The organism is Microbacterium tumbae (assembly GCF_054780175.1).
This window is the reverse complement of sequence record NZ_BAAGWV010000003.1, coordinates 493,817-514,961: the sequence shown is the minus strand read 5'-3', so window position 1 is coordinate 514,961 and position 21,145 is coordinate 493,817. Positions and strand designations below refer to the sequence as shown.

Below are 21,145 nucleotides of genomic sequence, written 5' to 3'. Positions count from 1 at the left end.
CCGGGCGATCGGTGTCAGAGTCGGGACGACTTCGCCCACAGATCGACGTCGATGCCGTGCGAGAGGGCGTCGATGCGGGCGAGCTGGTCGGACGTGAAATCGGGACCGTCCAGGGCCGCGACGTTCTCGTCGAGCTGCGCGACGCGCGAGGCCCCGATCAGGGCGGAGGCGACGACCGGATCGCGCAGCGTCCACTGCAGCGCCAGCTGGGCGAGGCTCTGCTCACGCTCCGCGGCGATGTCGTTGAGTCCGCGCAGGATGGCGACGCCCTCCTCGCTGAGCGGCCCGTCCGGCAGGGAGCGGCGCTTCTGCGCACGGTCGGCCTCGCCGCCGGCGAGGTACTTGTCGGTGAGCAGGCCCTGGGCGAGGGGCGTGAAGGCGATCGCGCCGAGGCCCTCGGCGCGCAGGGTGTCGGTGAGGCCGTCCTCGACCCAGCGGTTGAGGATCGAGTACGCGGGCTGGTGGATCACCAGCGGCGTGCCGAGCCCCTTGGCGACCTCGACCGCCGCCGCCGTGCGCTCGGCGCTGTACGAGGAGATGCCGACGTAGAGCGCCTTGCCCTGGCGCACGAGGGTGTCGAGCGCCAGGACGGTCTCCTCGATCGGGGTGACGGGGTCGACGCGGTGCGAGTAGAAGATGTCGACGTAGTCCAGGCCCATCCGCGTCAGCGACTGCTCCGCGCTGGCCAGGATGTACTTGCGGCTCGCGAAGTCGCCGTACGGACCGGGCCACATGTCCCAGCCCGCCTTGGACGAGATGATCAGCTCGTCGCGGTAAGAGCGGAGGTCCTCGGCGAAGATGCGGCCGAAGTTCTTCTCCGCCGAGCCGTAGGGCGGGCCGTAGTTGTTCGCGAGGTCGAAGTGCGTGATGCCCAGGTCGAAGGCGTGGCGCAGCAGCGCCCGCTGGTTGTCGAGCGGGATGTTGTCGCCGAAGTTCCACCACAGGCCGAGCGAGATCGGCGGGAGGTAGAGTCCGGACGAGCCGACCTGCCGGTACGGGAACCGGGTGTACCGGTCTGCGGCGGCGGCATAGGGACGGTGCAGCTCGGGGACGTCGGGGCGGAAGCGGGGGTTATCGGTCACGACTCCAGGCTAGCGCGGGCCGCCTCGGCGATCCGAGCGAAGTCCTCGATCCTCAGCTGCTCTCCACGTGCGGTGGGGGCGACTCCGGCGCGCTCCAGCACCGCGGATGCGGCAGAGGACGTTCCTCCCAGCACGCCGGCCAGCGCCTGGCGCAGCATCTTGCGCCGCTGCTGGAAGGCGGCGTCCACGATCCGGAAGGTCTCGAGACGCAGTTCCTCGTCTCCCCGGACCTCGGCGCTGCGTTCGAAGCCGACGAGCACGCTGTCGACGTTCGGCACCGGCCAGAACACCTGCCGCGAGACCGTGCCCGCCAGCCGCCACGGCCCGTACCATGCAGCTTTCACGCTCGGCGCGCCGTACGCCTTGCTCCCCGGCGGCGCCGCCAGCCGCTCCCCCACCTCCGCCTGCACCATCACGACACCGCGCTGAAGCGCAGCGAAGGTCTCCATGAAGTGCAGCAGCACGGGCACCGACACGTTGTAGGGCAGATTGGCGATGAGGACGGTCGGATCGCCGGGGAGCTCCGTGACGCGCAGGGCGTCCGAGTCGACCACCGTCAGCGCGCCGTCCGGCACGCCGTGCTCCGCGGCGGTCTGCGGGAGCCGAGCGGCCAGGCGATGGTCGATCTCGACGGCGGTGACCGTGGCGCCCGTCTCGAGGATCGCGAGCGTGAGCGAGCCGAGCCCGGGTCCGACCTCCACCACGCGCTCGCCGGCGCGCACCGCGCCCGCCTGCACGATCTTGCGGACGGTGTTCGCATCGACGACGAAGTTCTGGCCGAGCTTCTTGGTCGGGGTCACGTCGAGGTCGGCGGCGAGCCGGCGGATCTCGGTCGCGCCGAGCAGGGAGACGGTCATCCCCCCATTGTCCTCCACCTGCTCTAATGTGAACGGATGCCCACCCTCGGTGAACTGATCGCGCCGCGCAGGATGGGCCGGGATTTCCGCTGGCTGCTGGCGTCGTCGTGGACGAGCAACGTCGGCGACGGCGTCGCCCTGGCTGCAGCTCCCCTGCTGATCGCCTCGATGACGTCCTCGCCGATCCTCGTCGCCGCCGGCGCCATCCTGCAGTTCCTGCCCTGGCTCGTGTTCGGGCTGCACGCCGGGGCGATCGCCGACCGCTTCGACCGCCGACGACTGGTGATGTTCGCGAACGCCGCCCGCGCCGTGGTCCTCGCGGCGCTGTGCGCCTTCCTGATCACCGGGACGGCGAGCATCTGGATCGTGCTGGCCACGGCATTCCTCTACGGCACCGCAGAGGTGTTCGTCGACACGGCGGGCAGCACGCTGCTGCCGATGCTGGTGCGGCCCGCCGACCTCGGCATCGGCAACGCCCGCCTGCAGGCCGGCTATCTCGTCGCCAACCAGTTCGCCGGTCCTCCGCTCGGGGCGTTCCTGTTCGCAGCCGGGAGCGCATGGCCGTTCCTGCTCGAGGTGCTCTGCGTCGCCCTCGCGATCGTGCTCGTCTCCCGCATGGCGCGCACACCGGCGCCTCCGAGAGAGCAGCACGCTCCCGTCCGCACGGACATCGCGGAGGGACTGCGCTGGCTCTGGCGGAATCCCCCGGTGCGGACGCTCGTGCTCGTCATCCTCGTGTTCAACGTGACCTGGGCTGCCCCCTGGGGCGTGCTCGTGCTCTACGCGACCGAGCACCTGCACATGGGCGCCGTCGGCTACGGCGCTCTGACGACGGCGTCCGCCGCCGGCGGGCTGCTCGCCACGGTGAGCTTCGGATGGCTGGAGCGGCATGTCTCCTTCGCCACGCTCATGCGGGTGGTCCTGTCGATGGAGGTGCTCATGCACCTCGCCTTCGCACTGACCACCGCCGGATGGGTGGCACTGGTGATCATGTTCGTGTTCGGCGCCTACGCCTTCGTGTGGGGCACGATCTCCACGACCGTCCGCCAGCGGCTGGTGCCGGCCGCGCTGCAGGGCAGGGTGGCGTCCGTGAACATGGTCGGCGTGTTCGGCGGGATGGTGATCGGTCAGGGCCTCGGCGGGGTGATCGCGCAGGCGTGGGGGCTGACCGCGCCCTGGTGGTTCGCCTTCGCCGGCGCCGCGCTCACGCTGCTGCTGGTGTGGCGGCCCATCTCGAACATCGTCGGCACGAAGCCGGCCGAGGAGGATGCTCAGGCGTCGAACGAGCCGTAGACGGCGAGGGTGTTCGCGGCCAGCTGCGCGCTGAGCTCGTCGACCTCGATGCCGAGCTCGGCCGCCATGAAGCGCACCGTGATCGGGACGAGGTACGGCGCGTTCGGGCGACCGCGCAGCGGCACCGGGGTCAGGAAGGGCGCGTCCGTCTCCACGAGGATGCGATCGAGCGGCGCGACCTTCAGCGCATCGCGGAGGTTCTGCGCGTTCTTGAAGGTGACGTTGCCCGCGAAGGACAGGTGATATCCGGCGTCCGCGGCGATGCGCGCCATGGCATCCCCGCCGGAGAAGCAGTGGAACACGGTCTTCTCCGGGGCTCCGACGCGGGCGAGGGTCTCCAGCACCGCGTCGTGGGCGTCTCGGTCGTGGATCTGCATCGCGATGCCGTGCTTCTTCGCGAGGGCGATGTGCGCCTCGAAGCTCTCGAACTGCGCTCCGCGACGCTCCGGCTCCGTGCGGAAGAAGTCCAGACCCGTCTCGCCGATCGCCCGTGTGCGCGGAAGCGCTGCGAGCTCATCGATCACGGCGATCGCCTCATCGAGACGCCCCTGCTCGGCGTACGTCGGCGCGTCGTTGGGATGGATGGCGACGGCCGCGAGGACGCGGGGATCCCGCTGCGAGGCGGCGACGGCCCAGCGCGAGGACTCGATGTCCCCTGAGGCCTGCACGACGCCGGCGATCCCGACGGCCTGGGCGCGATCGAGCTGCTCCGTGAGGCTCAGCGGCTCGTCGCCGTCCAGGATCTCGAGGTGCGCGTGGTTGTCGTACACCGGCACCGCGAGCGGCTCCGGCGCCGCCGGATAGCGCAGGTCCCTGCGGCCGTCGCCGGAGCGCGCCTTCACGTAGGTCTGGGGATCGGTCATGTGCGTTTCGACTCCTCGCTGCGCTCGTCGCTCAACGAACGGGGAAAACTGCGCCCATCGCTCCACGAACGGGGAAAACTACGCCCATCGCTCCACGAACGAGGACAACTACGCTCATCGCTCCATGAACGGGGACAACTGCGCTCGTCGCTCAACGAACGGGGAAAACTGCGCTCATCGCTCCACGAACGGGATGGCGACGGCGCGCCTCGCTCAACGAACAGGATCACGGTCGCGCTCGTCGAGCGGCGAACGCGTCGACGCATCACGCCTGCGATTCGACTCGCGGGAAGAGCGGCGCGAGACCGTTGACGTTCGCCCCCGGCTTCAGGACGCCCCAGGCGCCGGCCTCACGAATCGGCTGCTCCTGCAGGCGACCGATGCTCTCGGCGGCGCCCAGCGAGATCCACAGCTTCTCCGTCGCCTGCGGCATGACCGGCGACAGCAGCACGGCGAGGGCCCGCAGTCCCTCGGCACAGGTGTAGAGCACCGTGCCGAGGCGGGCGCGCTGGTCCTCGTCGCGGGCGAGCGCCCACGGCTCGTTCTCGGTGATGTAGCCGTTCAGCGCGTCCACGATCGTCCAGATCGCCTTGATGGCCTCATCGATGCGGAACTGCTCGATCGCGGCATCCGCCTCGGCCGCGGCATCCGCCACCGTCTTCTGGATCGTGAGGTCCGCCTCGGTGTACTCGGCCGCCGGCGGCACGATCCCCTCGAAGTAGCGCTCGATCATCGCGACCGTGCGCGATGCGAGGTTGCCGAAGCCATTGGCGAGCTCTGCCTGGTAGCGGGCGGAGAGGTCCTCCCAGGAGAACGATCCGTCCTGGCCGAAGGCGATCGCGGAGAGGAAGTAGAAACGGTAGGCGTCCGAGCCGAAGACATCGGTGATCTCCGTCGGCGCGATGCCGGTGAGCTTCGACTTCGACATCTTCTCTCCGCCGACGAGCAGCCAGCCGTGCGCGAAGACGCCCTTGGGCACGTCGAGTCCCGCGGCCATGAGCAGCGCGGGCCAGATCACCGCATGGAAGCGCAGGATGTCCTTGCCGACCACGTGGTACGCAGGCCAGCGGCGGGCGAAGAGCTCCTCGTCGGCCCCGTAGCCGACCGCCGTGGCGTAGTTCAGCAGCGCATCGACCCACACGTAGATGACGTGCGACTCGTCCCAGGGCAGCGGGATGCCCCAGTCGAAGGTGGAGCGCGAGATGGAGAGGTCCTTCAGCCCCTGCGACACGAAGGAGACCACCTCGTTGCGCGCGGAGTGCGGGCGCACGAAGTCGGGCTCGTCCTTGTACAGCTCGAGCAGGCGGTCCTGGAACTCGCTGAGCTTGAAGAAGTAGTTCTTCTCCTGCAGCAGCTCCAGCGGCTTGGAGTGGATCGCACACACCTTGAGCCCCTCGAAAGGACCCGTGCCGTCGACGATCTCGCTCTCCGGCTTGAACTCCTCGCAGCCCACGCAGTACAGCGCCTCGTACTCGCCCGCGTAGATGTACCCGGCGTCGTACAGACGCTGGAAGAACACCTGCACGTTGGTCTCGTGACGCTCCTGGGTGGTGCGGATGAAGTCGTCGTTCGCCACGTCCAGCGTCTTCAGCAGCGGGAACCAGCTCTCGGTGACGAGCTTGTCGACCCACTCCTGCGGGGTGACGTTGTTCGCCGCCGCCGCGCGCAGCATCTTCTGACCGTGCTCGTCCGTCCCGGTGAGCATCCAGGTGTCATCGCCCGCCTGGCGGTGCCAGCGCGCGAGCGTGTCCACCGCCACCGAGGTGTACCCGTGGCCGATGTGCGGCACATCGGACGGGTAGTAGATGGGCGTGGTGATGTAGAAGGATTCGCCTGCGGGCATGCGGTCAATTCTATGTGCGCGCGGACGCGGGTTACGCGCTGTTCGCGGCCCGCGCCTCGTGGTCCGCGGCCCGCGGTCTGCTGCTCCTGGCTCGTTCCCGGCGTGCGGCGTCCTCGGGGGTGCACGCGTCACCGGTGATCAGAGCACGCCGATCAGAGCGCGTTGCGCCGTGCGACCTCGCCGAGCCAGGCGAGGCTGGGCTTCGGCGTGCGTTCGAAGGTCTCGTGGTCGACCGCGATCAGGCCGAACGTCGGCGCGTATCCGCTGGCCCACTCGTAGTTGTCCAGCGCGCTCCAGTGCTGGTAGCCCCGCACGTCGATGCCGTCGGAGATGGCGCGATGCAGCCCCTCCAGGGCTCCCTGCGTATAGGCGATCCGGCGGGTGTCGTCCGCGGTCGCGATGCCGTTCTCCGTGACGAGCACCGGCACGCCCGCGCTGAGCTCCCACGCGCTGCGCACGCCGAGCTCGAGAGCGGGCGGGAAGAACTCCCAGCCGGTGAGCGTCGTCTCGACATCGGCTGCGACCGGCCTCGGCCCCTCCGGTCCGATGAACGTGCGGGTGTATGCCTGCACCCCGACGAAGTCGTCTCCGGCGGACTGCTCCAGGTACCAGAAGTCGCGCGGATGCCCGTACTCCTGGAGCATCTCGTCCGCGCCGGGCTCGCCCGTGGAGTGGAAGGCCTGCGTCGCGATCGTCCACCCGGCATCGGCGCCGGGGACCGCGTGCACGATCTCGGTCGCGCGACGGTGGGCGGCGAGCAGCGTATCCGCGACGGCGAGGTCGGGGTTCGGCAGCCCGTACGCCACGAGGTTCGCGGCGTCCTCTCCCCCGGCGAGCATCGCGGCGATGTTCGGCTCGTTGATCGTGCAGACGTACTGCACGCCCTCCAGGATCGGCAGGACGGTCTCCGCATAGCGCGCGAACAGGTCGACGGCGTCAGGGGCCCGCCAGAAGCCGTCGCGCTGGAACCACTGCGGCACGGTGAAGTGCATGAGCGTGACGGTGGGGTCGAGGCCGAGTCCGCGTGCCGTGTCGATCATCCGGCGGTAGTGATCGATCATCGCCCGGGAGACGAAGCCGCGCTCCGGCTCGATGCGCGCCCACTCCAGGGAGAAGCGGTAGGAGTTCAGACCCGCCTCCGCGAGCAGGCGCATATCCTCCGGGTACCGGCGGAAGTGGTCGGCGGCGTCCCCCGAGGGCTCCGTCATCGGCGAATCCGGAGCGTGCTCCATCCTCCACCAGTTGCTGGTCGTGTTGTTCCCCTCCACCTGGTGGGCCGCTGTCGCGGCGCCCCAGAGGAAGCCGTCGGGGAAGGCGAGCACGGGTGCTCCTCTCATCGTCATGGCACAGGACGGGTCAGCGCGCGGCTCGGCCCGGATTCGGGACGGCGTCCAGGAGCTCGACCGTGTAGGGGTCTTCGGGATGCCGGAGCACGTGCGAGGTCTCGCCGCGCTCGACGACGCGGCCGCCGTTGAGCACGAGGATGTTCTCGGTCACGAGCCTGGCGCTCAGCAGATCGTGCGTGATGTAGAGCATGCTGATCCCCCAGCGCTCCCGGAGATCCTCCAGCAGGGCGAGGACTCCGGCGCGGAGCGAGACGTCGAGCATGGACACGGGCTCGTCGGCGATGAGCACCTGGGGGTCGCTGGCGAGCGCCCTGGCGATGACCACGCGCTGGCGCTGGCCTCCGGAGAGCTGATGCGGCAGCTTCGCGGCGAACTGCTCCACCGGGGTCAGCCCGACGGTCTCCAGCAGCTCCAGGACCCGAGCCCTGGCCTCGGCACCCCGCAGCCGGGTGTAGTTGCGGATCGGACGGCTGAGCGTGTACTCCACCGTGTGAAGCGGGTTCAGCGCCGAATACGGGTCCTGGAACACCATCTGCACGTCCTTGCGGAGATCACGCAGTCCGCCGCGCCGGAGGGAGGCGACGTCGACGTCGCCGAAGCGCACCGTCCCCGTCGTCGGCCTCTCGACCCCGGTGATGAGCTTCGCGATCGTCGACTTCCCCGACCCCGAGGCGCCGACGAGGGCGAGCGCCTCCCCGGGCTCCAGCCGGAACGAGACGTCGTCGACGGCAGTCACGGGCCCCTGCCCTCGCCGCGGCGCGGGGTAGACCTTGGAGACGCCGTCCAGCACGATCGCCGCATCGGCCCTGCGCACGTCGCGTTCGGACACGGTGGGCAGCGTCTCTGTGACGTCGGTGCGCGCCCTGCCCTCGCGACGGCGCGTGCCCAGATCCACGAAGCCGGGGATCTCGACGGACTCCGCCCTCGGATCCGCGTAGTGGCTCAGCAGCATCCGGGTGTACTCATCGCGGGGCCGATGCAGGATGTCCCGGCTGGTCGCGTCCTCCACGATGCGCCCCTCGTGCATGACCATGACGCGATCGGTGGCCTCGAGGACGATGCCGAGATCGTGGCTGATGAGGATCGCCGTGAACCGCTCGGCGCGCTGCAGCTCCTGGATGGTGCCCATCACCTCGTGCTGGACGAGCACGTCGAGAGCCGTGGTCGGCTCGTCGAAGACCATGAGCCGCGGCTCGAGCGACAGCGCGATCGCGATCGACGCGCGCTGCCGCATCCCTCCGGACAGCTCGCCCGGATAGCGGTCCAGCACGGCGGGCTGGAGGCCGACCTTGCCGACGAGCTCGCGCGCCCGTCCTTCGCGCGCCTCGCGCGGGACGTGGCCGTGGGCGGCGAAGACGTCCTGGAAGTGGGCGCGCACCGTGCGCACCGGGTTCAGCGCGTTCATGCCGGACTGCAGCACCATCGCGAATCCGCCCTGACGCTGACGACGCAGCTCCTCGGCATCCAGCTCGCGGATGTCGCGGCCGCCGAAGAGGATGCGGCCGCCGCTGATCCTGGCGGGCGGCTTCTGCAGACGTGTGATGGCGAACCCCAGCGTGGACTTTCCCGACCCCGACTCGCCGACGAGCCCGACGAACTCGCCGCGGCGCAGGGCGAAGGACACGTCTTCGACGGCGGTGACGGGCGCCGCGCCGGGAGAGGCGTACTCGACGGACAGCCGCTGCACGTCCAGGAGGATCTCCTCCTCCCGGGCGCCGGCGTCCTGCGAGGCATCCGTCATGGTCGTCATCGTCCCTTCCCCTCTCGCAGCCGCGGATTCGATATGCCGTCCACGCCGAAGTTGACGAGCGTCAGGCTGAGCGCGAGCAGCGCGATGCACAGACCGGGGGCGAACAGGAGCAGCCACTGGCCGGTGAGCAGCGAGTTCGAGTTCTGCGCCCAGTAGAGCATGGTGCCCCAGCTCACGATGCTGGAGTCGCCGAGTCCGAGGAACTCCAGCCCCGCCTCGGCGAGGATGGCGGCAGTTGCCGCCCCGAACAGGGTGCCCGCGATGATCGACGTCATGTTCGGGAGGATCTCGCGGAAGACGATCCTCGCCGAGCTGTCGCCGGAGAACTGGGCCGAGGCGACGAAGTCGTTGCCTCTCAGGGACTGCGTCTGGCTGCGCAGGACGCGGGCGCCCCACGCCCATCCCGTCACGACGATCACCGCGATGATCATCAGGATGCCGCCGTTCTGCAGGTACGCCGCGATGACGATCATCAGCGGCAGCCCTGGAATGACGAGGAAGAGGTTCACCACGAATCCGACGACCTCGCCGGCGAAGCCGCGCAGGTAGCCCCAGCTGAGCCCGATGAGGACGGCGACGATCGTGGAGAGGATGCCGGCGGCGAACCCGACGAGGAGGCTGATCTGCGCGCCGTAGACGAGCTGGCTGAGGACGTCCTCCCCCGCGGCGGTCGTTCCGAGCCAGTGCGCCGCCGAGGCGTCGGCGTTGCGCTCGAATCCGTTGTCCTTCGGCCCGTACGGCGCGAGGAGCGGCGCGAAGACGGCGACGAGGATGAAGAGCGCGAGGATGCACAGCCCGAGACGCGCCTTGCCGTTGCCCCACAGCGTGCCGACCATGCGCCCGAACGAGCGCCATCGGCTCGGGGCCGCGATCCGGTCGGAGGGCACTTTGACGTTCATCGTGGTGGTCATCGGCGGGTCCTTGGGTCCAGCACGCCGTACAGGATGTCGACGAGGAAGTTGGCGATGAGCACGCTGACCGTGATCATCAGGAAGAGCGCCTGCATGAGCGGATAGTCCTGCCCGATGACGGCGTTGAACAGCAGATATCCGATCCCCGGATACCCGAACACCTGCTCGACGAGGATCGAGCCGCCGACCACGCCGCCGAGCGTGAGCCCGAATCCGGTGAGGTTGGGGAGGATCGCGTTGCGAGCGGCGTAGCGCAGCGCGATGGTGCGCCCGCGCAGCCCGTTCGCCTCCGCGAAGGTGACGTAGTCCTCGCCGAGCGTGTTGATCATGGCGTTGCGCATGCCGATGATCCAGCCGCCGAGCGAGGTGAGCAGGATGGTCGCCGCCGGCAGGATCGCGTGCCGGATCAGATCGAGGATGAACTCGCCCGTGAACCCCGGCGTCGTCGTCGCCGCATAGGCGCCTGTGGTCGGGAACCAGTGCAGCACGTAGCCGAGGAAGAACAGCAGCAGGAGCGCCGTCCAGAAGTACGGGAACGTGCTGAGGAAGGAACCGGTGAGCGTCGGCAGCGAGTCCAGCCACGTCCCGCGGCGCCACGCCGCGGCGACGCCGATGAGCGTGCCGATGACGAAGGCGAGCACCGTCACGATGCCGACGAGCACGATCGTGTAGGGCAGCGCGGTCGAGACCATGCTCGCCACCGACTGCGGATAGAAGGTGTACGAGACGCCGAAGTCGAGCCGGACCACCTGGCCGAGATAGGCGACGTACTGATCCCAGAGGGAGCCCGTCGGCACGCCGAGCTGGGCTTCGATCGCCGCGCGGGTCGCATCGGAGACCGGCCCGTTCTGCGAGAGCTTCGCGATGGCCGCATCCGCCGGCGAGCCGGGCATGAGACGCGGGAGGAAGAAGTTCAGGGTGATCGCCGCCCAGAGGGTGAGCACGAACAGCCCGAGCTTCTGGATCAGGTAGGTCACTGGTCCGCTCCCTTCGCCCGCTCCAGCCGCGTGAAGATCATCAGCGGCGCGGAGTCGTAGTTCTGCGGGATCATGTACGGATCGTCCTCGGAGGGCCAGCCGGTGAACTTGGCATCGCTGAACAGCCCCCAGATCCCTCCGTAGTACAGGCCGATCACGGGGAGCTCGTCGTACACGATGCTCTGGAGCTCGTGCACGATCTCGGCCTGCCGGTCCTCGTCGACGGTCGAGCGGTACTCGGCGAGCAGCGCATCGGCGTCCTCGGAGCGGTAGCGCTCGAAGTTGTTCGACGTCGTCTCCCCGGACGGAACGTAGAAGTCGCTGGAGAGGAGGCTGTTGTAGGCCTGGTAGACGTCGCCGTTGCCCATGCCCCCGATCGCCATCTCGAAGTCGCCGTTTCCGATCGCGCTCTGATAGCCGGCCGGCTGGGGCAGGTTCAGCGTGACCTTGACGCCGACCTCCGCGAGCTGCCGCTGCACGGCCTGGGCCGCCCTGGTCCAGTCGGAGTAGCCGTTCGCCGTCGTGAGGGCGAACTCGAGCTGCGCGCCGTCCTCGCCGATCAATCGGTCGCCCTGCAGCGTGTAGCCGGCATCGGCGAAGGCGTCGAGCGCGGCTTCGGTGTCCTGCGCGAGCATGCCCTGATCGGGGATGCCGGGGTCCAGATACTGCTCCTGGTTGGGGAGGATGAGCCCGGTCTGGCCCGCGGGCTCCATGTATCCTTCCGACGCCGTCTCGGCGATCTCCTCCCTGTCGAGGGCGAGGGCGATGCCGCGGCGGACGTTCACGTCGTCGAAGGGGGCGACCTCCAGGTTCGGCACGAGCGAGATCACGCCCCCAGGCGGGAACCACCACGCGTTGTGCGGGCTGGCGGCGCCCCAGGTCCCCTCGACGTCGGAGATGAACGAGTAGGCCCAGTCGTATCCGCGCGTGACCGTGTCGAGCTGCGAGTTCGTGGCGGGCAGGATCACGTGGTCGATCTGGATGTCGTCGGCCTGCCAGTAATCGGGGTTCTTGTCCATCGAGTACTGCTGATCGTTGTAGTTCCCGAGGACGAAGGGTCCCGTCCCGACGGGCTCCTCGTTGCGCCAGGTCGCGGGATCGCCGACGTCCGACCAGATGTGCTCGGGGACGATCATCGTCTGCCCGATGATCGACAGGGAGGGGGCGTCCTCGGTCTTCAGGTGGAAGACGACGTCCTGGCCGTCGATCTCCACGCTGTCCAGGTGCTGCCATGCGCCCTTGATGTCCAGCGCGGCATTGTCCTGCAGCAGCTGGAAGGTGAAGGCCACATCCTCGGGCGTGAGCTCCTCGCCGTCGCTCCACTCCACACCCTCCCTGATCGACATGACGATCGTGCGGGCATCGGGCTGGGACCAGTCGTCCGAGAGCCAGGGGTTCAGCTCGCCGTCGAGCGGATTGACGAGGATGAGCGGCTCGTAGATCCACCGCGAGGCCGTTCTCGTGTTCGTCAGGAACGGGTTGAAGTTGCGGGTGAAGAACGGATTCCCGTGATCGGCGTTGATGAGCATGGTGTCCTCGCCGATCGAGGGATCCGGCTGAGAGGTGATCTGGATGCTGCATCCGCTGAGGACGATGGCCGCTGCCGCGAGACCGGCCGCCGCACCCCTTCTCCAACGTCGGAACCTGCGCGTCTTCGCCACCCTGGCACCCCATGTCGTCTCTGTCATGACGGGCGTCCCCACGTCGGGACGCTCTCACGGCGATCGCCGCAAGGCCGAGTGTAAGCGCATACATTTTTGCGACGCAACCCCTTGACAAGATCACGGAGACGTGGATCCGGCCTGTCTCAGCCGCGTCGCGACGAGCTCTCCCTGAGCAGGATCTCCACGGGAAGACGCACCAGCATCGGCGCCGACTCCGGTCTCTCGAGCCGCCGGGAGAGGACCTGGACGGCCGCCCGTCCGAGGTCGAGCATCGGCTGACGGACCGTGGTCAGCCTCGGCCGGGAGTGCGCAGCCGCGTCGATGCCGTCGAAGCCCGTGACGAGCAGATCGTCCGGGACGCGGAGCCCCGCGGCGCGGAGCGCGTCCAGGGCGCCGAGGGCCATCTGGTCGTTCGCGCACATCAGCGCGGGCGGGAGCCCGTCGGCGATCAGGCGCTCCGCGGCCAGACGACCGGATCCACGCGTGAAGTCGCCGCGGACGACGCGCACGTCCTCGGCGGGAATGCCCGCGGCGGCGACCGTGGTCGAGAAGCCCTCCCAGCGCTGCATGCCGTCGGGCGAATCGGCGGGGCCGGCGAGGAACGCCGGCGTCGCTCCTCCGGTCTGCGCCAGAACGACGCGGGTGAGCTCGGCCATCGCATCCACGTTGTCAACGGTCACATGGTCGTAGCGGTCGCCCCGTGGCGGTCCGGACAGAACGACGACCGGGACGCGCAGAGCGAGCCTGGCGAGGATGTCGTCCGGCACGCTGCTCGCGAGGACGACGATTCCATCGACACGTCCGGCCATATCGCGCACGGTGGAGCGATCCGGATCATGCCGTCCCACGCCGACCATGAGGACGAACCCCTGTCTCCACGCCTCGAGCTCCGCACCGCGGAGCACCTCGTCCAGGAACAGATCCGTCGGAGGGCCCTCCTCGGTGACCTCCTCCTCGCGGACGAGCGTGACGGCGGGCGAAGGCCCGGTCTCCAGCGAGAGGAGGTCCAGCGGCGGCGCCTCCTCCGCCGCGTCGAAGCCGGGGAAGTACAGCCCTATGACGCCCGTGCGCCGCTCCGCCAGCCCTCTCGCGCTGCCGCTCGGCACGTAGCCGAGCGCGGCGACGGCGTCGAGGACCCGTTCGCGCGTCGGAGGCCGAACCGCCTCCGGCGTCCGCAGCACCCGTGAGACCGTGGCGATCGAGACGCCGGCACGAGCGGCGACGTCGTACACGGTCGCGGCCTTGCTCACTGCGCGCTCCTCTCGTGGCTTCGGCCCAGAGTATCCGTCAACGCCTGATCGCCGTCACCGAGCCGTGCGGACGACGGCTCGCCTCTCCCGGGATACGTTCACGACGTTCCTGCGCGACGACATCGAAGCCGACCGATCGGAGGATCCCGCCCAGGGCCTCGCCGTCCCAGAAGTAGCCCGGCGCCACGGCGTGCGAGAACGTCATTCGCGACTCGCCGTCGAAGAAGCCGATCAGCAACGATCCGCCCGGCACGAGCACGCGCGCGAGCTCCTCGCAGACGGCCGCCATGTGCTCCGGCGGGGTGTGGATCAACGAGTACCAGGCGAGGGCCCCGCCGAAACTCGCCGATTCGAACGGAAGCGCGCGTAACGATCCGCACAGGAACTCGAGATGCGGATAGCGCTCCCCGGCCGCGGCGAGGAACTCCTCCGAGAGATCCACGCCGACCACGTCGCGATGCCCGTCATGAAGGAACTGGGTCCACAGACCGGGGCCGCACCCGGCGTCGAGCAGCCGCCCCTTCGTCGCGTCGCGCCACGCGGCGATCGATGATCGATCCGAGGCCTCCATCTGATCGATCGATCCGGCGACCGCGATGTACTCGGCGGACAGGGCGTCATACGCGGCGGCGATCGCGGCATCGGTCATGTCGAGGAGCCTACGTGCCCGCCGCGGTCCGGCGCCGGACCGCGCTCAGCGCGCGGCGAGCGCCTGCTGATACAGGTCGCGGGAGCTCAGCCCCGTGGCCGTGGCGACCTCCGCGCAGGCGTCCTTCAGCCGGACGCCCGCGGCGACGAGCGCCTGCACCTGTGCTGCCGCGTCCTCCGCCGAGACGACCGCCGGGGCGGCCCCCTCGACTACGACGACGATCTCGCCCTTGACGCCGCCCTCCGCCCAGGCGGCCAGCTCGGGCGCCGTGCCCCGTCTGACCTCCTCGTACAGCTTGGTCAGCTCGCGGCACACCGCGATGCGCCGGTCGTCGCCGAAAGCCGCGCCCATGTCGGCGAGCGCCCCGGCGAGCCGCGCCGGCGACTCGAAGAACACCATCGTGCGGGACTCGGCAGCCAGGGTCCTGAGTGCGGAACGCCGCTCCCCCGGTTTGCGCGGCAGGAACCCCTCGAAGGCGAAGCGATCCGTCGGCAGACCGGAGATGGCGAGGGCCATGAGCACCGCGCTGGGCCCGGGGATCGCCGTGACGGTCACCCCCTGGGCCACGGCGGCTGCGACGAGGGCGTAGCCGGGATCGCTCACCGCCGGCATCCCCGCGTCGCTCACGACGACGACGTCCTGCTCCGCGGCGAGCGCGGCGAGCTCGGCGGCCCTGTGCTTCTCGTTGTGGTCGTGCAGCGCGAGCAGGCGGGGGCGGTTCTCGATCCGCAGCGCCTGCAGCAGCCGCTTGGTGGTGCGGGTGTCCTCGGCCGCGACGATCTCCGCGTTCTCGAGCGCCTCGATCAGGCGCCGGGAGGCGTCGCCGAGGTTGCCGATCGGGGTCGCCGCGAGGATGATCACACGTTCAGCTTAGGAGACACGCCATAGGCTTGAACCGTGACCGCGCCCGTGCCCCTGCTGCCGCCTCCGGCCCGGCGCTCCACGCTGTGGGGCCGGTTCCGGCTGCGTCTCCTGGGAGATCCGGAATGGGAGCGCGTCATCCGCTGGTTCGCCCCGCTCCTCGTCACCACGCTGGCTGCGGTGCTGCGCCTGACGGACCTCGGGCATCCGCACGACCTCGCCTTCGACGAGACCTACTACGTGAAGGACGCCTGGTCGCTGTGGACGCTCGGCTACGAGGGCACCTGGGGCGAGGGGGCGGACGATCGGCTCCTCACGGGCGACGCCGGCGCGCTGGAGGCGAAGGGCGGCTTCATCGTCCACCCGCCGCTCGGAAAGTGGATCATCGCCCTCGGCATGGCGGCGTTCGGGCCCGGTTCCAGCGAAGGCTGGCGACTGACGACGGCGCTGCTCGGCACTGCGACCGTGCTGGTGCTCTATCTCACGGCCCTCGCGCTGACACGGTCGATCCCGGTGGCGACGGTCGCCTCGCTCCTGATCGCCATCGACGGGTTGAGCATCGTGATGAGCAGGATCGCGCTGCTCGACGGCATCCTCACCTTCTTCGTGCTGCTGGGGTTCCTGTTCGTCCTCCTCGATCGACGGCGCACGATCCCCGTGCTGCAGCGGCGCGATCCAGAGGCTCCCGATCCGCTCTGGGGTCCGATCCTCTGGCGCCGTCCGTGGCTGCTCGCCGCCGGCGTCGTGCTGGGAGCGGCGACCGCCGTGAAGTGGTCGGGACTCTACGCCCTCGCGGGGCTCGGGATCTACGTCGTCGTGACGGACGCGCTCGCGCGCCGTCGCGCCGGCGTGCTCTTCTGGCCGACGGATGCGGCAGCTCGCCAGGGCCCTGTCTCCTTCCTGCTGCTCGTGCCTGCGGCTCTCGTCACGTATCTCCTCTCCTGGACCGGCTGGTTCACGACGAGCGGCGGCTACGATCGCGGCAGCGACCCGAATCCGCTGGTGGCGCTGTGGAACTACCACGAGGGCATGTACGGCTTCCACATCGGGCTCACCTCCGGACATCCCTATGCGAGTCCCGCCTGGCAGTGGCCGCTGCTGATGCGCCCGACGGCCGTGTGGGTGGACAGCGCGGATCAGACCTGCTGGGGCACGGATCACTGCATCGCGGTGATCACCGCTGTACCGAACCCGCTGATCTGGTACGCCGGCGTCGCGGCATCCGTGTACCTGCTCTACCGCCTGGTGCGGGGATGGGCGCTGCGGCAGCCGATGCCGTGGGCGTACGGCGTCCCGCTCGTCGGGCTCGCCGTCACGTACGTGCCGTGGCTGCTGACGCCAGGGCGCACGATCTTCCAGTTCTACACGGTCGCGATGGTGCCCTTCCTCATGCTCGCGCTCGCCTTCGCGCTGCGCGAGCTCGCCGGCGGTCATCGGGCGCCCCTCTACCGGCGGCAGGCCGGAGAGCGGACGGTGCTGGTGTTCCTCATCTTCGCCGTGCTGGTCTCGGCGTTCTTCTACCCGATCTGGACGGGCATGAACGTGCCGTACACGTTCTGGCTCGTGCACAACTGGCTGCCGGGGTGGGTGTGAGCGCGGCTCACCGCTCGGTCCGCAGATCCGCGGGCTCTCCGCTCGGCAGACGGCACACGAAGCCCCGGCAGTCGTAGGCGAGCCCGGTCGGTCCCTCGCCCTTGCCCTCGAACAGCTCGAAACCGCCATCCGTGAACGCTGCGGCCCCCTCGGACGTCACGATCGCGATGACGTCCGCATCGACGCGACGCGCCGCCTCCGACAGCGGCGAAGAGGCGTGGTCCGTCACGACGACGACCTGCCGCGGGGCGTCGACGAGGGCTGCTGCCGCGCCGAGCAGCGCACCGTGTCCGAACGGATGCCGCAGCGCACCCGCGCCGTGTCGGCGGACCAGGTCCGCGGCGACCGCCCGATACCGCTCCCCCGCGCCCAGACGCCACGCGGACACGGCCGCCTGCGCGAGCGCGGCTGCGGCGGACGGGAGGTCTCCGTCCGTCTGGTCCAGCGCCGCCGCGATCGACTGCGCGCGCAGCACGGGATCCGCGGCGGCGCCGTCCCGCAGGATCTCATCGACCAGCTCGCGCGCGATCCCGGCCCACGAGACGTCGCCCTTCGCCACGGCGAGCGCGAACAGGCCGTCGGCGAGAAGGGCGATGTCGGCGACGGTCGCGACCGCGCTCGAAGCGCGGCCGTCGAGCGAGAGTCGCACCAGGCGCCCCGCCGCATCGCGGTTCGCGGCAAGGACGGCTGTCGCCGCATCGACCGCCGCATCCACCCACGACGTCTCGCCGAGTGCGGCTCCGGCTCTGGCGAGAGCGCCGATCGCGAGGCCGTTCCAGCCCGTGATCACCTTGCCGTCGACGTCCGGGGGCTCGAGAGCAGCGCGCTGTTCGAGGGAGCGCAGGTAGTAGCCGCCCTCGCTCCGCTCCCCGTCGATCCACGACTCGGAGTCCTGCGCCGAGCCGAATCCTCCGCCCGGCCGGCGGAGCACGGCGAGCAGGAATCCGGCGATCCCCCGTACCACGGCGTCGTCGCCCTCGCGCAGCGCGACATCGAGCAGCTGCGCATTGTCGATCAGCATCCGCTCGTAGTGCGGCACGGTCCAGTCCCGCTGCGTCGCATAGCGGAAGAAGCCGCCGTCGTCGTCGCGCAGTGCGGAGGCCGTCATCGCGGCGAGCGCCCGGCTCGCGGATGCCGCCGCGTCGGGGGCCTCACGCCGGACGAGCGCGGTCTGCAGGAAGCGGAGGGTCGTCGCCACCGGGAACTTCGGCGCCGCGCCGAACCCGCCGTTGGCGCGGTCCTCGACAGCCGCGATCTCCTCCGCCGCCGCCGCCAGGCGCGCCGCGTCGGGGAGATCGATCGATGCCGGCGACGCCGCCCGGGCGAGAGCATCCGCGACGACGTTCGCCGATTCGACGGCCTGCTCACGACGCAGGGTCCAGGCCTCCCTGACCGCGGCGAGCACGTCCCGGAACGCCGGCAGCGGCGCCCGCGTCTGCGGAGGCCAGTACGTGCCGGCGAAGAAGGCGCGCCCCTGCGGCGTCGCGAACACGGTCAGGGGCCAGCCCAGGTTCTGCGTGAAGGCGGAGGCCGCGGCCAGGTATGCGCCGTCGACGTCGGGATGCTCCTCCCGGTCGACCTTGACGGCGACGAAGTCCCGGTTGATCGCTTCGGCGATCACAGGATCGGAGAAGGACTCGCGGGCCATGACATGGCACCAGTGGCAGGTCGAGTAGCCGATCGAGATCATGAGCGGCACGTTCCGCCGCTGCGCCTCGGCGAAGGCCTCCGAGCCCCAGGGATGCCAGTCCACCGGATTTCCGGCGTGCGAGCGGAGGTACGGGCTGAGCGCCTCGGCGAGCCGGTTCGTCATGGTCCCACGCTACGCCTCGTCCCCGGCGTTCGAGGAGGGCATCGGGAAGCCGAGGCGACCCAGGGAGTCAGATCGCGAGCGCCTCGGTGGCCCGGGACGCCGCATAGCCGACGAGAGGGAGGGCACGATCGGCGGCGAGGGAGATCCGGCTCTGCAGGACCTCGGAGGTGATGACGTATCCGTCGAAGTCGGTGTCGCTCGCGTAGACGCCGAGCGGAAGCGTGAGCGCCTGGAAGAAGGCGAACAGCGGACGCAGCTGGTGCTCGATGATGAGCGCGTGGCGCTCACCGCCGCCGGTGGCGGCCAGCAGCACCGGCTTGCCCACGAGCTCGTACTGCCCGACGAAGTCGAACAGGTGCTTGAAGAGCCCGGTGAAGGACGCCCGGTAGACAGGGCTGCCGACGATGAGCAGATCCGCCTGCTCGATCGCCACCAGCTTCTCCTCGATATCGGCGGGGAGCTGGTCCCGGCGCAGCGCTCCGGCGAGCGAAGGACCGATGTCCGTCAGCTCGATGAGCGTGACCTCCACCGCGGCGCGCTCGGCGACGGCATCGGCGATCGCGCGGATGAGGGCGGTGGTCTTGCTCGGCTCATGGAGCGAGCCGGACACGGCCACGACGCGGAAGGGAGCGGTCATGACACCGACGGTACTCAGGAAGAGGCCCCGCGTCGCGCGGAGCGACACGGGGCGTCATGTGACGAAAGATGACTCGGTCGAGCTCGTCGGCACGCGCGCCTGTTCGTCCTGATCCGTCGCGCAGGCCGAAGCCGTCGATCGCGGCGGTCCCGGGTCTCACGGAGACGCTCGAAGCTCACCGATCTCGGAGACGGCGGCCGGGATCACGGCAGCTCGATCTCGACGAAGACTGGCCACGACGGATGCCGCCGCTGCGTCCCGCCCTCCTCGGGATGCTCTCATGCCTCCTCTGCGGAGCCGGGAGCGTGCCGACCGGACTCCCTGCGACCGGCATCCGCCATGGCCTGTGCCGCGCGCCCGACGAGCCGCTCCAGCGGCCCTCGTCCGAGGAGCACGGCCCAGAGCGTCGCCGCCGCCACCAGCGCCAGGCTGAACCAGCCCCACTCCGCGTTTCCGCTGAGGAAGCCGCCGGGTCCCACGATGGCGACGATCGCGAGGATGTGGGCGCTGTATGCCGAGAGCGGCATGGAGCCGAGCGCCGCCAGCGGCAGCATCACCCATCGCAGCGGCCTGGCCGCCAGCAGGCACACGGCGATGACCGCCACGGCGAATCCGCCCGAGCCGAGGATCTCCGCCGTGCCGCCGCTGTGCGGGAAGACGGCGACCAGCGACTGTCCCATCGATGCCAGCGGCTCGTAGCCGGCGACCATGGATGCGTAGGAGGCCCAGCCGCTCGCTTCCTCACCGCTCTCTTCGGATGCCCACTCCAGCCCCGGCGGGTAGCAGTAGACGGTCCCGTCGCCGTATGCGTCGCAGACGGTGCCGGTGAAGTCCACGTCCTCGGGCGGCACTCCCATGCTCCCGGATGAGAGCCCGCCTTCGGAACCTCCCCACTCGTCCGTGGTGCTCGATGAGCTGCTCTCCGCGGAGTCGATCCAGGAGCTCCCTCCCTGCGCACCGGCGGCATCCGCCGCGACGCCGACGCCGTATCCGACCGTTGAGATCACTGCTCCGGTGAGGAGGAGCCACGTCGCGGTGCGGACGCGCTGCAGCCGCATGCGCCCGATCGCGAGGCCGGCGAGGACGAACGCCATCCAGACCGTGATCGGGTAGGTCCCGAACAGGACCAGACCGAGCCCCGGACCGCTGGCGCCGAGCGAGACGGCCTGAAGAGCCGCCAGCGCGGGCGGCCCGGCGATCGCCAGGACGCCCGAGGCGAGGAGCAGCCGCGAGGGGCGCCATCGCAGGAACGGGACCGCCGCCGCGTAGAGGAGGCCGTAGACGGTGAGGATCACGGCGATCGGCGTGTTGAGCAGCTCCAGGACGAGCCCGATGAGGAAGATCGCGGCCCCGCGCCCGAGCAGGGAGAGGCGGATCCGCGGGAGGTCCTCGCGCTCCGGGCGGCGCGTGCGCCCGGTCATCAGCGCGATCGAGATCCCGGCGAGCACGGCGAACAGGATCGAGGAGCGTCCGTGGACGATCGCTCCCCAGCTGCCGGGATCGAGCAGATCGAGCTCGCCGGTGACGCCGATGTGCGCGCCGACCATGCCGAGCACGGCGAGGGCGCGGGCCGCGTCGAGCCCCATGATGCGCGGCGGCCGACCGAACGCGCGCCACCAGCCGCGCGGCCCTCTTCGCCGCGGGACGTCGCCAGGGACGGATTCGGCAGTGGTCCGGATGTCCTCTGTGGTCATCCGCCGATCCTATGGAGCGCGTCGCGGGAGCACCTCCAGGCGCCCTCGCGCGTCGTACGATG

Annotated in this window: 17 protein-coding genes; 2 read left to right on the top strand and 15 right to left on the bottom strand. The window is 70.0% G+C overall.

Annotated elements, in window-relative coordinates; translation table 11 throughout:
- Nucleotides 1-14: 14 nt before the first annotated feature.
- Nucleotides 15-1,082 carry an aldo/keto reductase gene (locus ACYVGQ_RS14180; RefSeq protein ID WP_460785297.1) on the bottom strand — a complete coding sequence of 356 codons (1,068 nt, stop codon included), beginning with the start codon at nt 1,080-1,082 and terminating at the stop codon, nt 15-17.
- Nucleotides 1,079-1,939 (bottom strand): 16S rRNA (adenine(1518)-N(6)/adenine(1519)-N(6))-dimethyltransferase RsmA, encoded by an 861-nt coding sequence (gene rsmA / locus ACYVGQ_RS14175; RefSeq protein ID WP_460785296.1) that lies wholly within the window; start codon nt 1,937-1,939, stop codon nt 1,079-1,081. Before rsmA ends, ACYVGQ_RS14180 begins: the two co-directional genes overlap by 4 nt.
- A 36-nt stretch (nt 1,940-1,975) precedes the next feature.
- Between rsmA and ACYVGQ_RS14170 the strand changes: the two genes are divergently transcribed.
- Entirely contained in the window at nt 1,976-3,232 is a 1,257-nt protein-coding gene (locus ACYVGQ_RS14170; RefSeq protein WP_460785295.1) for an MFS transporter, read from the top strand.
- On the opposite strand, the gene ACYVGQ_RS14165 is transcribed toward ACYVGQ_RS14170, so the two are convergent.
- The 10 genes from ACYVGQ_RS14165 to rsmI all read right to left on the bottom strand — a co-directional run bounded on the left by ACYVGQ_RS14165 (nt 3,211) and on the right by rsmI (nt 15,346).
- Nucleotides 3,211-4,095 (bottom strand): TatD family hydrolase, encoded by an 885-nt coding sequence (locus ACYVGQ_RS14165; RefSeq protein WP_460785294.1) that lies wholly within the window; start codon nt 4,093-4,095, stop codon nt 3,211-3,213. The genes ACYVGQ_RS14170 and ACYVGQ_RS14165 overlap by 22 nt on opposite strands.
- A gap of 265 nt (nt 4,096-4,360) precedes the next feature.
- On the bottom strand, nt 4,361-5,938 hold the full coding sequence (gene metG / locus ACYVGQ_RS14160) for a methionine--tRNA ligase (RefSeq protein WP_460785293.1): 1,578 nt from the start codon (nt 5,936-5,938) through the stop codon (nt 4,361-4,363).
- Nucleotides 5,939-6,090: 152 nt separating this feature from the next.
- The gene (locus ACYVGQ_RS14155) at nt 6,091-7,260 is read right to left on the bottom strand and encodes a glycoside hydrolase family 1 protein (protein WP_460785292.1); all 1,170 of its coding nucleotides are present in this window, start codon (nt 7,258-7,260) and stop codon (nt 6,091-6,093) included.
- A 34-nt stretch (nt 7,261-7,294) separates the two neighbouring features.
- Nucleotides 7,295-9,034 (bottom strand): ABC transporter ATP-binding protein, encoded by a 1,740-nt coding sequence (locus ACYVGQ_RS14150; RefSeq protein ID WP_460785291.1) that lies wholly within the window; start codon nt 9,032-9,034, stop codon nt 7,295-7,297.
- Entirely contained in the window at nt 9,031-9,945 is a 915-nt protein-coding gene (locus ACYVGQ_RS14145) for an ABC transporter permease (protein WP_460785290.1), read from the bottom strand. The genes ACYVGQ_RS14150 and ACYVGQ_RS14145 overlap by 4 nt, the downstream gene beginning before the upstream one ends.
- Nucleotides 9,942-10,922: an ABC transporter permease gene (locus ACYVGQ_RS14140; RefSeq protein ID WP_460785289.1), complete on the bottom strand. Its 981-nt coding sequence runs from the start codon at nt 10,920-10,922 to the stop codon at nt 9,942-9,944. Before ACYVGQ_RS14140 ends, ACYVGQ_RS14145 begins: the two co-directional genes overlap by 4 nt.
- Nucleotides 10,919-12,610 carry an ABC transporter substrate-binding protein gene (locus ACYVGQ_RS14135; protein WP_460785288.1) on the bottom strand — a complete coding sequence of 564 codons (1,692 nt, stop codon included), beginning with the start codon at nt 12,608-12,610 and terminating at the stop codon, nt 10,919-10,921. The genes ACYVGQ_RS14140 and ACYVGQ_RS14135 overlap by 4 nt, the downstream gene beginning before the upstream one ends.
- Before the next feature lie 119 nt (nt 12,611-12,729).
- Nucleotides 12,730-13,836: a LacI family DNA-binding transcriptional regulator gene (locus ACYVGQ_RS14130; protein WP_460785287.1), complete on the bottom strand. Its 1,107-nt coding sequence runs from the start codon at nt 13,834-13,836 to the stop codon at nt 12,730-12,732.
- 37 nt (nt 13,837-13,873) lie between these two features.
- Nucleotides 13,874-14,485 (bottom strand): class I SAM-dependent methyltransferase, encoded by a 612-nt coding sequence (locus tag ACYVGQ_RS14125; RefSeq protein WP_460785286.1) that lies wholly within the window; start codon nt 14,483-14,485, stop codon nt 13,874-13,876.
- Between the two features lie 45 nt (nt 14,486-14,530).
- The gene (rsmI, locus tag ACYVGQ_RS14120; protein ID WP_460785285.1) at nt 14,531-15,346 is read right to left on the bottom strand and encodes a 16S rRNA (cytidine(1402)-2'-O)-methyltransferase; all 816 of its coding nucleotides are present in this window, start codon (nt 15,344-15,346) and stop codon (nt 14,531-14,533) included.
- A 36-nt stretch (nt 15,347-15,382) separates the two neighbouring features.
- Between rsmI and ACYVGQ_RS14115 the strand changes: the two genes are divergently transcribed.
- On the top strand, nt 15,383-16,939 hold the full coding sequence (locus ACYVGQ_RS14115) for a dolichyl-phosphate-mannose--protein mannosyltransferase (protein WP_460785284.1): 1,557 nt from the start codon (nt 15,383-15,385) through the stop codon (nt 16,937-16,939).
- Between the two features lie 7 nt (nt 16,940-16,946).
- On the opposite strand, the gene ACYVGQ_RS14110 is transcribed toward ACYVGQ_RS14115, so the two are convergent.
- The 3 genes from ACYVGQ_RS14110 to ACYVGQ_RS14100 form a co-directional block, all read right to left on the bottom strand.
- Nucleotides 16,947-18,752, bottom strand: a complete 1,806-nt coding sequence (locus ACYVGQ_RS14110) for a thioredoxin domain-containing protein (protein ID WP_460785283.1) — start codon at nt 18,750-18,752, stop codon at nt 16,947-16,949.
- 67 nt (nt 18,753-18,819) lie between these two features.
- Nucleotides 18,820-19,389 carry an FMN reductase gene (gene msuE / locus ACYVGQ_RS14105; protein ID WP_460785282.1) on the bottom strand — a complete coding sequence of 190 codons (570 nt, stop codon included), beginning with the start codon at nt 19,387-19,389 and terminating at the stop codon, nt 18,820-18,822.
- Between the two features lie 278 nt (nt 19,390-19,667).
- Complete coding sequence (locus tag ACYVGQ_RS14100; RefSeq protein ID WP_460785281.1) at nt 19,668-21,083, bottom strand: heparan-alpha-glucosaminide N-acetyltransferase domain-containing protein; 1,416 nt, start codon at nt 21,081-21,083, stop codon at nt 19,668-19,670.
- Between the last annotated feature and the right edge of the window lie 62 nt (nt 21,084-21,145).